We start from the raw sequence: 13477 nt of genomic DNA, 5'->3' as shown, positions 1-13477 counted from the left end.
ACGGCAACGGAGCGTCACTGCGAGGACTGGTGTTCTCGCGCCCCGCCTCCGGCCGTGACCGGAGCCGCCCACACGCACACGTTCCCGGCGCGACCCTCCCCTACGCGCTACCGGTTGGCGAGTTCGGCCAGCCGGGCCGGAGACACGGGGGTCAGCGTCCGCGCGGCCGTCTCCACGTCCGCGGACGGCGTGCCATAACCCGGCTCCAGCAGCACCAACGTTTCGCCGCGACGAACGAGGTGGACCTGGCCCACGGGTTCGGACCGGGTCCAGTGGTCGGGGCCGACCTGCCGGCAGCCCGGCGCGGACCCGGCACGGCCTGCGGACCCCACGTCGGCGACGGCAGGCCCGCAGCGGGCAGGCGGCGCGAAGTCAGCCGGCAGGTCGATCAGGGACATGTAGATCGAGTGGTCGCTACGGGTCACGGTCACCCAGAGCAACCGCCTATCCGGGTCGGCCCGGGCGGCCGTCACGTCGTAGCCCGGCGCGCGCGGCACCACCAGCGCCAGCCCCGACTCGGCGAACGTCCGGCGGTCATGGGCTCGCCCGGCCTCCCGCCGCACCGCCGGGAACGCGGCCATCGGGGCGAGCAGCACCAGCACCAGCACCACACGGAGAGCCGGCGGCACGGGGACCGCGACGACGGCGGCCCCGGCACCGAACCCGACGACGCCCAGCAGAAAGGCCAACCCCGGCGAGGTCGGCGTCCCCCCGCTGTCCACCGCCTGCTGGAGCAGGACGCCGCCCACCGTGGCGAGCGCACCGAGCCCGGCGCCCCAGCCGGCCGGTTCGGCACCGGTGGCCCGCAGCGCGAACCAGACGGCTGCGGTCACCAGCAACGGGCCTACCAGCAGGATCGGCACGCCAGGGCTGAGACACCCGCCGATCGTGTCCGACTCGCAGCCGGCCACCACGTCGGCCTCGTGCCGCCAGAGGGCGGCGAGCGCAGCCGCGCCCAGTCCACCCGGGACGGCTGCGACGGCCATGCGGTACAGCACGTTCATCGAGGCCTCCACGACGGGGCGGGGGCCCGGACGGTGCGCGGCCGGGCCCCCGGATCGTAGGTCACCAGCGATAGTTGTAGGTGGCCATGTAGTCGTTGAGGACACTGGCGTAGGCCAGGCCGCCGGCCTTGTTGGGGTGGAACGACTCCATGCTCACGAGCTGTTTCGGGTCGCCGTCGTCATCCCTGAGGACGTCACCGGCCACCGGGCCGTTGATGTAGTAGTCCCCGCCGCAGACGGTGTGCCCGGCGAAGGTGCCCCGGGCGTCCATCCCGTGGACCTTGTTCGCCGCGTCCGACGGCAGCGCCTGGTTCGTGAGCATGTCCGCCATCTGATTCAGGAAGATCGTCTCGTCCCAGGAGAACCCGATGGTGATGCCGGGCAGGACCAGCCCGAACTCGCAGTTCGGCTCGAACAGATGCGGATAGCCCATCACGAAGATCCGGGCGTTCGGCGCCCGCAACCGGATCTGCCGGACCACCTCCCGGACCGACTCCTTGACCTCGCCCTGGACGAGCTCCGACTGCATCTGGCGCAACGGTTTCGGATCGCCGTCCATGACGTAGTCCGACGCGCTGCAGTCGGTCTGCCTCGCACACGCCATGGCGACATCGGTGAAACGTGCGTCGTTGCCGCCGATCGAGAACATCACCGCTGTGGTGTTGGCGTTCAGCGAACCCTGGTCGAGCTGGCTGATCTCCCCGTACTTGCCCTCGACGTCGTTGCCGTACCACTTCTTGTCAGCGGTGGACACCAGGTCAGGGCTCAACATGTTATGTGTACGGGCGCCGCTGCACGCCACGAACTGCGCGTCGATGAGTGGATTGTTCGCGGCGGCGAGGCTGCCGATGTTCCCCGGCGCGCCCGGGATGACGGCCTTCTGCGACCAGGCGTTCGCGCTACGCCGGCAGGAGTTCCGTGTCAGATCGTCGTCGCCGTACTGGTCGCTGACCCTGGTGTAGTCCCCGGTCCCCTCCCCGGACGAGTAGGAGTCGCCGAGCGCCACGACGAAGTGGCGCGGCTTGCTCGCCAAGGGCTGTACCGCGATGGCGTCCCACGCGACGTCCTGCACACCGGCGCCGTCCCTGGTGAAGTTGCTCAGCTCCACCTTCGGCGTGCCGGAACCGGTGAAGTCGAAGACACCGAGGTTGACCCAGCGGTTCGACTCCCACTGGGTGGGGATGATCCGATGCTCGACCGCCCCGTTCGGGCGGCGGATGATGTAGTCGGCCTGCCGGGTGTGCGCGCCGTGATCGGGCAGGTGGGCCCAGACCCGGGTCCAGGCGTTTGTCGGGTTGATGGTCCAGGTGCCGGTGATCCGGTACGTCGGCTGCTGGTCCTTGTGGTACGTGTGGCTGAACCAGAAGTGCCCGCCGAAACCGGCCCCGATCTGGTGCAGGTCGACCTTGCCCGGTGTGACCACGTTCCCGCCGTACTGCGTGTAGGTGGCGAAGTTCATCGAGAACCTGCCGCCCTTGGTGTAGTCGGGCCGGCACCCCTCGGCGCCGAGGGGGACTGTCGTGTCGATGTCGTCAATGATCTTCACGCCCGTTGACGGCAGGCCCTCCACCTTGCACGCGCCGTCCGAGGTGACGGGTGTCGGGTGGACGTTGTCGCCCGGCTGCGCGTAGGGCCGGGGCTCCACGGCGGTGTATCGCCTGTTCTCCAGACCACAGTTGACGGCACAGTCGGTCCAGGTGACCGGCCCGTGCCACCAGCACCTGAGGTCGTCCCGCTGGCAGGCCCCGGCCGCCGTCTTCGGGAAGTCGCCGGGGATCTTCGGCGGCAGCGTCTCGTCGCAGTCGTTGATGTCGGGCTCGCAGAACGTGTACCGCGCCGCCTGGGCGACGTCGGGCTGCCGGGCCTGGGCGGTCGCGTACGTCGGCGTCCACCCCTTCGTCTTGTAGTTGTAGCGGATCAGCGAGGTGTAGGCGAAGCCGGTCACCCGCTCGGGGTAGGACCAGTGATTCGGGTGCTTCGCGTTGTCGTAGCCGACCTCGTCGTCGATGGGCGGGTCCGCATTCGGCACGTCCAGCGGTGCGGTCAGGAAGCGCTTGCGGTCGGCCGGATAGTCGGTGTTCGCCGGGTTGTTGGCCCAGCCCACGCCCCACGGCGCCGAGGGATTCTGCGGGTCCTGCGGGTAGAAGCCGGTGTTGTACGCCCAGATGGCGAACCACCAGTTCTCGATGTACTTCGGGTCGCCGTTGTTGGCGATCAGGCCCGCGTTGCGGGTCTGGTTCCACTTGTCCTGAAGGATCCGCAGGCCCGCCGCGACGTTCGTCGCGTAGTCCAGGGCCACCGCCTTCTGCTTCGTCTCGGTCCACTGCACGCCGGCGATCCACTGGTCCTTGTCCGTGCGCTTCATGCCGGAGGTGACCTGACCCGCGCCGTAGCCGCAGTCGGTCTTCGCCCAGTCGATCAACTCGTATTTCGGCGATCCCAGGTCGAGCCCGTAGTAGCCCACACTTGTCAGCGGGTTGCCCACCGAGGCGTCGACCGCGTGGTAGCTGGCCTGCCAGAGGTTCGACTCCTGGGCGAGGATGCCGAGGAAGACCTGGGCGGGCACGTTGCCCCCGCCGGCGAGGGCCAGCGACGGGAACATCTCCTGCGGCGAGTAGGCCGCCATCCCGTTGTTGTTCCAGTTGGCCGGTCGCTGGAAGGTCAGCATGTTGCGCACCGCGAGGTCCGCCGCCCACTCCATCTGGGCGACGGTGGGCTGGTAGACCTGGATCTTCGGGTCGTTGCGCGACACGGCACAGCTCCGGTCCGGGTCGTCGGTCACATCCGGGTCGCCCGTCGACGCGGCCGTCCGGGCACCCGTCGAGCCACCGGCCCGAGCACCGGCAGATCCGCCGCTGGCGCCGGCCAGCGACGGCGACGACACCCGGCCGACGCCCGTCACCTGCGGGTCGACCGAGAAGTCCAGCCGGTTGTCGTTCGCCGTCCGGCGGGCCAGGATCTCCACCCGTTCCGCCTGGCCGTCACCCGGCCGGGCCTCTAGCCGCCCGGCCGCCTCCCGGCCCGTGGTGGCCCGCAGCACAGCGAGCGCACCGGTGGTGGAGATGTCGCTGTCGGGCAGACCGTCGACCGCCCGCCAGGTGCCCGGCAGGCCCTTCGCCATCCGCTCCTCGGCACGTCCGCCGACCGCGAAGACACGTCCACCGGCACCGGCGCGCAGCTTGACCTCACCCACGGGGGCCGAGCCGTGGGCGGTGACCCGGCCGGCGGAGAACCGCTTGAACTCGGTCCGGCCGTTACGCACGACCTGGAAGGCCACCCCGTCCGGGCCGTCGGCGAGCAGCCGGAACGGCGTCGCGTCGGTCGAGGACAGGGATTTGACAGCGCCCTTGGCGCCGACCTGCACGAGGCTGAGTCCCTTGGCGCCGATGAGCCGCTTCCCGACCGGCAGGGCAGAGCTGACCTGCCCGGTCGCCCGGACCACACGGATGGCGGCGGCGGGACGGCGGGTGTCCACCCTGCCCAGCCAGGTGCGGGCGTCCTCGCCGGGTCGGCTGGGTTGCTCGAGGCGGGACAGGACGACGTCCTCACCGGCCCCACAGCCCGGGTTGTGATAGGCGAGCGACACCCGCTCCGGAAGCTTCGTCACCGCGCCGGTCTTCAGGTCGACCACGGCGGCGAACCCGCCCCGCTGCATCAGGACATCCTTGTTGGTGAAGGTCCGCGGGGCGTACACGACCACGGCGCGACGACCGGAACCGGTGACGCACGCCTGCCCGATCCACTGGTCGGTGTCGAAGCCGGGCTCGGCGAGGGTGGCGGCGGTGCGCCACGCGTATGCCTGTGACTCGTCGGCGACGAGCACGTGCAGGCCGGTCGCGTCGCTGGAGGTCGTGACCGCGCGGTCCGCCGAGCGGCGCCAACCGGAGCCGAGGCGGGCGTCGGGGTCGCGTACCCGGTCGGGATGCGCCGCGGGCCGACGGTGCGACGGGGCGGACCCGGCTGCCGGCGTGCCGGAGCCTGCCGGTGCGGCCCCCGGATCCGGAGGTCTGGCGCTCGCGGTGGACGGAGCGAGCAGGGTGGAAGCGAGCAACAGCGCTCCCACGGTGGCCAGCGGACGTTTCATGATCACCTCACGCAGACGAGAAGATGCTGCGTGCAGATTGATCAGCGTCGTCACCGCCGGGCCATCACGCCGTCACCGTCCGGGCACGGAGGAGTGCGAAGCGCGGCGGTCCCGTACCGAACCGGCGTAAGCCGGCCCGGTACGGGACCGCTGTGGGATCGTTCGGCCCGGTCAGCCCTTGATGTACGGCTTGCCGTCGGCGGCTGGCGCCCGGACCTTGCCGACCAGCCCGGCCACGGCCAGGATCGTCGCGAGGTACGGCAGCATCGCCAGGAACTGGCTCGGGATGCTGCTGCCGATGGCCCCGAGGTAGGTGGCGAGCTGGTCGGCGAAGCCGAAGAACAGCGCCGCGAGCAGGGCACCGGTCGGGCTCCACCGGCCAAAGATCAGCGCGGCCAGGGCGATGAAGCCCTTACCGCCGATCATGTTCTTGGTGAACGAGTAGAGCGCCAGCGTGTAGGAGGCGCCGCCGACGCCGGCCACCAGACCGGCCAGGATCACGTTGCGGTAGCGCAGCCGCAGCACCTTCACGCCCAGCGTGTCGGCGGCCGTCGGGTGCTCGCCCACCGACCGGGTCCGTAGACCCCACCGGGTACGGAACAGCGCCAGGTGGATGACCAGCACCAGCAGCAGGCCGAGGTAGAGGAAGATGTTGCCCCGGAACAGCGCCGGACCGATCAGCGGGATGTCGGACAGCAGCGGGATCTCCCAGTTGCCGAACCGGGGCGCGCTGTTGTACTTCGCCGCGTCGGTCTGCATCAGCCGCTCGTAGAGGAAGCCGGTGATGCCGACCGCGAGCAGGTTGAGCACGATGCCCATGACGACCTGGTCGACCAGGTAGCGGATGGAGAACACGGCCAGCAGGAACGAGATGAACGCGCCGCCGATGGCGGCGGCCACCAGGCCCACCCAGACGCTGCCGGACATGCTGCCGAACAGCGCGCCGGAGAACGCGCCCATCAGGAGCTGACCCTCGATGGCCACGTTTACCACGCCGGAGCGCTCGCACAGCACACCGGCGAGCGCGCCGAAGATCAGCGGCAGGGCCAGGATGAACGTGCCGCGTACGACGTTCACCAGCGGCATGAAGTTGCGGCCCTCGGGCGCGGCGGAGACCTGCCAGCACAGGAAGCTCAGCACGAAGGCGACCAGCCCGGCGCCGAGCAGCAGCGTGAACCAGCGCTTCGGCACACCGGCCAGCAGCGCGCCGCCGGCGGCGGCGGTGATCAGCCCGAACAGGATCGCGCCGACCGTGCCGTTGATCTCCAGGGCGGCGCCGCCCTCGGTCTCGCTGAGCGTGAACCGCGCGTGCTGGTCGGTCGCGAGCGCGCCGAACAGCACCGCCGCGAGCACACCGAGCGCCAGCAGGACCGCGCCGATCTTGCGGTTACGGGTCCAGAAACCCTCGTCGACCGGGGTTACCGCGACCTCGGGGACAGCGGTGGTGGACATGCTCACCAGCCCTTCGCGAGGCTCGTCTGCAGCCGGGCGGCACGGGCCGCCCGGAGCTGGAAGATCGTCTTCACCAGGGCAGGCGCGGCGATGAAGATGACGATGAGCGCCTGGAGCACAGTGACCAGTTCGAGCGAGATGCCGGAGTACGACTGCATTCGGTTGCCGCCGGCCTGGAGCGCGCCGAACAGCAGCGCGGCCAGCAGCACACCCCACGGCTTCACGCGCCCGAGCAGCGCGACCAGGATGCCGTCGAAGCCGATCTGTGCGATCACCAGCGGGGTCAGCGCGTTGGCCGTGGTGCCGAGCACCATGGTCGAGCCGCCCAGACCGGCCAGCATGCCCGCGAACACCATCACCAGCACGTACGTCTTGGTCACGCTGATGCCGGCGGTCCGGGCCGCGTCCGGGTTCGCGCCGACGGCGCGCAACTCGAAGCCGAGCGTGGAGCGGTTGAGCAGCCAGGCGATGAACCAGGTGGCCGCCACCGCGAGCAGGATGCCGAAGTGCACCCGCAGGTCCTCGCCGAACAGCCGGGGCAACTGCGCGGAGGAGTCGACCGGCTTGCTGATCGCATCCGCGCGGTTCGGGTTCTGCACCCCGTTCTGGACGATGATCCAGGACAGGAAGTAGACCGCCACGTAGTTGAGCATGATCGTGTTGATCACCTCGTGCGCGCCGGCCCGCGCCTTGAGGATGCCGGGGATGAAGCCCCAGAGCGCGCCGCCGAGCGCGCCGGCGATCAGCGCCACCAGCATGTGCACGACGGGCGGCAGCGGCAGCGCGAAGCCGGCCACGGCGGCCAGGATGACGGCGATCGTCGCCTGACCCTGGGCGCCGATGTTGAACAGGCCGCCCCGGAAGGCGAGCGCCACCGACAGGCCGGTGAAGACGAGCGGCGCGGCGTAGGTGAGCGTCTCCGAGATCGGGCTCAGGGCGGCGGTGAAGCCGACCGCGTCCGGGTCGAAGATCGCGCCCTTGAACAGGTTCGCGTACGCCTCGCTGACCACCGTCCAGCTCGCGCTCAGCGCGTCCGAGGGGCGAGCCGTGATGTAGCTGTAGGTGGCCAGCACCTCCGGGTCGGACACGATGATCAGCACCGCGCCGACCACCATGGCCAGCAGCACCGCGAGCACCGTCACGGTGACCGTGTTGGCGGCCCAGAAGTTGTCCAGGAACAGCCGGCCCATGCTGGGGCGGGACTCCTCGTCCGGGGCCGGCTTCTTCGCGGTCGCGGTGGCGGGCACCGTCTGCTCGGTGTCACCGGCCGGCTGTGTCGGCGTCGCCCGGGCCTCGCTCAGCGACTCCTGCGCCTCGGTCGCCGGTTCCTTGTCCGGCGAGCCCGAGACGGGGTTCGGGTTGGTCATGCCTCGTCCTCGTTGCCAGGGCCGTCGTCGGTCGCGGTGACGGCGTCCGGGGTGGCGGCGTCCGGGGTGATGCCGGCCATCAGCAGGCCGATCTCCTCGCGCGGGGTGTCCGGGCCGACGATGCCGAGGATCCGGCCGCGGTACATCACCGCGATCCGGTCGGCCAGGCCGATCACCTCGTCCAGTTCGCTGGAGACCACCAGTACCGCGGTGCCGACATCCCGCTCGCGGATGACCCGGCTGTGGATGAACTCGATCGAGCCGACGTCCACGCCCCGGGTGGGCTGGGCGGCGATGAAGAGCTTCAGCGGCCGGGACAGCTCCCGGGCCACGATCACCTTCTGCTGGTTGCCGCCGGAGAGCGTGCCGACCGCCGCGTCGGCCGAGGAGGTACGGACGTCGAACTGCGCGATCCGTTCCCGCGCCGACTTCGCGATGGCCTCGGGCTTGAGCGACAGGCCCCTGCCGAACGGGGGCCGGTCGTACATGTCCAGCACCAGGTTCTCCGCGACGGAGAAATCCTTGACCAGGCCGTCCACGCTGCGGTCCTCGGGCACATAGCCGACGCCGGCGTGCAGCACCTTCTTGGTCGACCAGCCGGTCGTCGGCTGGCCGTCGAGGCTGATCGTGCCGGCGAGCACCGGGCGCAGGCCCATGATCGCCTCGATCAGCTCGGTCTGTCCGTTGCCCTGCACGCCCGCGACGCCGAGCACCTCACCGGCGTGCACGGTCAGGTCTACGCCGTCGACCGCGCGTACCTGCCGGTCGTCGTCCACGACCAGGCCGGAGACCTCCAGGATCGGCTTACCAGGGGTGGCCGGCTTCTTGTCCACTGTCAGCCGGACGCTGCGTCCCACCATGAGCGCCGCCAGCTCGTCCCGGCTCGCGCTCGGCTCGGCGGTGCCGACCGTCCTCCCGCGCCGGATCACGGTGATCCGGTCCGCGATCGCCTTCACCTCGCCCAGCTTGTGGGTGATGAACACGATCGACTTACCGGCGGCCTTGAGCGACCGCATGACGGTGAGCAGTTCCTCGGTCTCCTGCGGGGTGAGCACGGCCGTGGGCTCGTCGAGGATCAGCAGGTCGACGTCGCGGGTGAGGGCCTTGACGATCTCCACCCGCTGCTGGATGCCGACCGGCAGGTCCTCGATCACCGCGTCCGGGTCGACCCGCAGGTTGTACCGCTCGGAGACCTCGGCGACCTCGCGCCGGGCCCGCCGCCGGTCGAGGATGCCGGCGAAGGGCCCCTTGACCTGTTCGGCGCCGAGCATCACGTTCTCGGCCACGGTGAAGACCGGCACCAGCATGAAGTGCTGGTGCACCATCCCGATCCCGGCGGCGATCGCGTCCGACGGGCCCTTCAGCTTCAGCGGCTTTCCGTCGACCAGGATCTCGCCCTCGTCCGGCTGGTAGAGGCCGTAGAGCACGTTCATCAATGTCGACTTGCCGGCGCCGTTCTCGCCGAGCAGGGCGTGGATCTCTCCAGGCTCCACCGTCAGGTCGATGTGGTCGTTGGCGACCACATCACCGAACCGTTTGGTGATGCCGCGCAGTTCGAGTCTCAGCGCAACCTCCTGGAGTGCGAGCGATGGTGCAGCGTAGCGACCTGCCACGCCGCCACCTCGCCGGGTGGGGATGTTCGGGGGATTTCAAGATGATCGGCCGTCCCGGCGCGGGGGAACCTTCCCCGTCGGGCCGGGACGGCCGGATCGTCAAACCTGGTGCCCGCCGGCCCTCGCTGCCGATGATCGCACCGTGAGGGCCGACGGGACGGTCACTTGGTCGGCTGGGCCTTCGAGGTGACAGTGATGGTGCCGGCGGCGATGTCCGTCTTGATCTTGTCGACCTCGGCCTTCAGGTCCGCCGGGACCTTGCTGTCGAAGTCGTGGTACGGAGCGATCGAGACGCCGTTGTTGGCGAGCGTGCCGACGAAGCCCGGCGTGGACTGGAGCTTCTCGCCGCCGGCGGCCTTCACCACGGCGTCCTTGACGGCGTCCGGGATGTTCTTGACGACGGTGGTCAGGATCGCCGCGCAGTCCGGGGTGCTCTCACAGCCGTCGATGTCCACCCAGACGACCGAGTACTTGCCGCCCGAGGCCTTGGCCGCGGAGGTGGTGCCGAGACCGGCGCCACCGGCGACCGGCATCACGATGTCGGCGCCCTGCGCGACGAGCGCGTCGGAGACCTTCTTGCCCTCGTCCTGCTTCTCGAACGAGTTGGCGAAGGAGCCCTTCTGGGTGGCCTTGTCCCAGCCCAGCACCTGGACGTTCTTGCTCTTGGCCTTGTTGTAGTTCGCCACGCCGTCGGCGAAGCCGTCCATGAAGATGGTGACCGGCGGGATGGGCAGACCACCATAGGTGCCGACCTTGCCGGTCTTGCTCATCCCGGCGGCCAGGTAGCCGGCCTGGAACCCGGCCTGCGCGGTGTCGAACTGCATCGGGTAGACGTTGCTCACACCCGGGTTGGCGTCGACGATGCCGAACTGCTGGTTCGGGTTCTTCTCCGCCGCGGCCTTGGTGGCGTCCGACATCAGGCCACCGACGGCCAGGATGAAGTCGCACTTCTGGTTGACGAACCCGGTCAGGTTGACCTCGTAGTCCGCCTCGGCCTTCGACTGGACGTACTTGATCTCGATCTTGTCGTTCTCCTTCTGCGCCTCCTGCAGGCCCTTCCAGGCCGAGGCGTTGAACGACTTGTCGTCGATACCGCCGACGTCGGTCACCATGCAGGCGCTGAACTTCTTGCCACCGTCGCCACCGGCGTTGTTGTCGTCGTCCGGAGCCTCACCACACGCGGCAGCGCCCAGCACGAGTCCACCCGCCAGAATGGCGGAGGCGATCCGCATCCCACGCACAGAGCGCAAGACGTCTCCTTCCCCTTGCACACCGCGTCGTGCGCGGTTGTGCAGCCCTTGCGCCGGCCTGCGATGTGCCGCCGGCGTCCCACGTTACGGACGGGAGCGTACGCCCGCGCCCACCCACCGGCCGCCAATCGTGCACGACTGTTGAGCGTCCGTTACCCCGGTGTAACCCTTGCGTGGGGCACGTCACTTATCCGCCCGGTAGGCGTGCGCGGTGGTGTCGCGAACGTCCGTTTTTCCGAGCTTCCCCAGCGTGCGGCGAATTAACGCCAGAACACCGCGACGGCTGCGTTGACCAGCGTCAACCCGACGATCGCGAGGAAGTGGCCACGGTTGACGGTCTCCCGCTTACGGGAGAAGAAGACCATGACGAAGATGACCAGCGCGAGCACCAACTTGGTAACAAGTTTTGCCGGTGCCGGCTCGTCCCCGTCACGCAGCGGGGCGGACAGCCCGATGCCGGTGAGAACCTGAATGATCGAGCCCCACAACATGGCGGCGTTGATCCGCAGCTTGCCGCTGACGTACTGGGCGATCCCACCGCCGAGCAGCAGCGCGAAACCGATCAGATGAACGTAGAGAAGAATCAGTCGAAGAGCTTCCACGCGCTCCATCCTCCCCTATCAACGACGCTTCGTAGTAATGACCCCGACCACCTGCCGTCATACCGTGACCCACCCGCCCCCGCGATCTTGCAGTCACCGCCCCGGCAAGCGGGACGAAAGCCGGGCGCCACGGGCCGAAACCGCAAGATCGCGGGGCGAGGGATGTCTCAGCGCAGGCGCCAGAGCTGGAAGGTGGGGCCTTCGGCGGGGAGGGTCACCGTGCCCTCGGCGTCCGGGTGCAGGGCTTCGGCGTCGCCGTAGATGTTGGTGGCGGCGGGCAGGCCGGCCAGGCGGACCGGGGCACCGAGGGCGCGGCGGGCCAGCACCAGCACCGTCGACGTGGGCGCCTCGCGCAGGAAGACGAGCGTGTCCGCGTCCGCGTGCACCCAGCGCAGGCCGCCGTGGCGCAGCGCCGGCTCGTCGCGGCGCAGCGTCAGCAACGCCCGGTACGCCTCGAACGTGCGCCGGTCCCAGCTCTCCGGCCGGTGCCACGGCATCGGAGTACGCGAGCCCTCCCCGTTCGTACCGGTCAGGCCCAGCTCGTCCCCGGCGAAGACCACGGGCGTGCCGGGCATCGTGGCGAGCAGTCCGGCCGCCACCTCCTGCCGGGCCGCGTCACCGACCACCGTGCGGATCCGGGCCGAGTCGTGCGAGCCGAGCAACTGCCACGAGTGCGTGTACGACCGCCAGGACACCAGCGACCGGTACGTGTTCATGGTGGCGAGCACCGCGTCCGCGTCGCGCCGCCGTACCCCGCCCGGGGTGCCGAGGAAGTTCGGCACCGGGTCGTCGCCGTGGCGCAGCCAGGACCAGACCGGGTCGGTGAAGCCGACGTAGTTCATCGTCCCGTGCCAGCCGTCGCGGTCCAGGTCACCGGTGTGGTCGTGGCCGTGCTCGGCCAGCAGCAGGCCGTCCGGCCGGGTTTCGGCGACCACCTCGCGCAGCAGCCGCGCCACCTCGTGGGTGTACGCGTCCGCGCCCCGCCGGCCGGTCATGTTCGCCACGTCGACCCGCCAGCCGTCCAGCCCGTACGGCGGGCGCAGCCAGCGGCGCAGCAGCGAGTCCTCGGCGGTGGCGAAGCGGCGGCGCAGTTCCGCGCTGCCCCAGTTGAGCTTCGGCAGCGACTTCACCCCGTTCCACGACTCGTAGTCGCCGCCGCTCAGGTCGAAGTAGTACAGATCGCGTTCCGGCGCGTGCACGTCGGAGACGGCGGCGGTGAACCAGTCGTGGGCGTCGCCGGTGTGGTTGCTGGTGATGTCGCCGAGCAGCCGCCAGCCCCGGGCGTGCACCGCGTCGGCGAGCCGGGCCAGCGCCGCGTCGCCGCCGAGCAGCGGGTCGACGGTGTCGAAGCTCGACGCGTCGTACCTGTGGTTGGAGCGCGCCGGGAAGACCGGCGTGAGGTAGACGGTGTTGACGCCGAGCCGGTCCAGGTGGTCCAGGCGCTCGGCGATCCCGTCGAGGTCGCCGCCGTAGAACTGCCGGGGCGTCTCCGGGCCGCGGCCGATGACCGGGGTGTCCCAGTCGCATCCGACGGCCCAGTCCGGCACGGTGCGGCCGTCGGCGGCGGCCGAACGGGCGAACCGGTCCGGGAAGATCTGGTAGATGACCGCGTCCCGGGTCCAGGCCGGCGGCGGGGCGTAGCTGACCAGCTTGAAGTCGCCGTTGTCCGGCACGTCGTGACCGGCCAGCCCGGCCGCGTTCAGCCAGCGGGCGCCGCGCTCGCCGTCGAGCAGGAAGCGGTAGTTGCTGACCGGGTTGCGGACCTCGACGTCGGCCCGCCACCACACGTCGCCGCCGTCGGTGCGGTCGATCCGCGCCTCGGCGAAGCGCGGCTCGCCGTCGCCGGTGGTGCGCACGTGCACCTGGGAGACGCCGGAGCCGGCCGGGACCCGGACGAAGACCGGCACTGTCTGCCCGAGCGCGGGCTCCTGCTCCGGGACGTAGGTGGCGGAACCGTCGTGGTGCGGCTGAAGGGACATGGTGCTGCCTTTCGCGTCGTACCGGCAGGGAGAGGGGCGGGCACCCGCCGCGGCCGGTTCACCCGACCGCGGCGGTCCGCCCGTGAACCGCTCCGGTGTACGCCGACACGACGCCCTTGCCGCAGC

The 13477-nt window shown here is 70.3% G+C and carries 8 protein-coding genes; all 8 read right to left on the bottom strand.

The annotated features are described in order from the left end of the window. Positions 1 to 107 precede the first annotated feature (107 nt). Positions 108 to 1004, bottom strand: coding sequence for a hypothetical protein (locus ACFYON_RS13060; protein ID WP_354864735.1), 897 nt, complete (start codon positions 1002 to 1004; stop codon positions 108 to 110). 61 nt (positions 1005 to 1065) lie between these two features. Further along, positions 1066 to 5088 carry an SGNH/GDSL hydrolase family protein gene (locus ACFYON_RS13055; RefSeq protein WP_354864733.1) on the bottom strand — a complete coding sequence of 1341 codons (4023 nt, stop codon included), beginning with the start codon at positions 5086 to 5088 and terminating at the stop codon, positions 1066 to 1068. 171 nt (positions 5089 to 5259) lie between these two features. Beyond that, positions 5260 to 6540: an ABC transporter permease gene (locus ACFYON_RS13050; RefSeq protein WP_354864731.1), complete on the bottom strand. Its 1281-nt coding sequence runs from the start codon at positions 6538 to 6540 to the stop codon at positions 5260 to 5262. Between the two features lie 2 nt (positions 6541 to 6542). Next, entirely contained in the window at positions 6543 to 7730 is a 1188-nt protein-coding gene (locus ACFYON_RS13045) for an ABC transporter permease (RefSeq protein WP_387187496.1), read from the bottom strand. Between the two features lie 173 nt (positions 7731 to 7903). Next, entirely contained in the window at positions 7904 to 9520 is a 1617-nt protein-coding gene (locus ACFYON_RS13040; protein WP_354864727.1) for an ABC transporter ATP-binding protein, read from the bottom strand. A 161-nt stretch (positions 9521 to 9681) separates the two neighbouring features. Further along, on the bottom strand, positions 9682 to 10752 hold the full coding sequence (locus ACFYON_RS13035) for a BMP family ABC transporter substrate-binding protein (RefSeq protein ID WP_354865262.1): 1071 nt from the start codon (positions 10750 to 10752) through the stop codon (positions 9682 to 9684). A 278-nt stretch (positions 10753 to 11030) separates the two neighbouring features. Continuing rightward, the gene (locus ACFYON_RS13030; protein WP_354864725.1) at positions 11031 to 11372 is read right to left on the bottom strand and encodes a hypothetical protein; all 342 of its coding nucleotides are present in this window, start codon (positions 11370 to 11372) and stop codon (positions 11031 to 11033) included. A gap of 167 nt (positions 11373 to 11539) precedes the next feature. Next, a complete protein-coding gene (locus tag ACFYON_RS13025; protein WP_354864723.1) occupies positions 11540 to 13351 on the bottom strand; it encodes a glycoside hydrolase family 13 protein in 1812 nt (603 codons plus the stop codon). Positions 13352 to 13477 lie beyond the last annotated feature (126 nt).

This window comes from Micromonospora sp. NPDC005686 (genome assembly GCF_042871665.1).
Taxonomy (GTDB): Bacteria; Actinomycetota; Actinomycetes; order Mycobacteriales; family Micromonosporaceae; genus Micromonospora.
The sequence above is the reverse complement of the archived record's forward strand: the minus strand, read 5'-3'. Positions and strand labels throughout refer to the sequence as shown.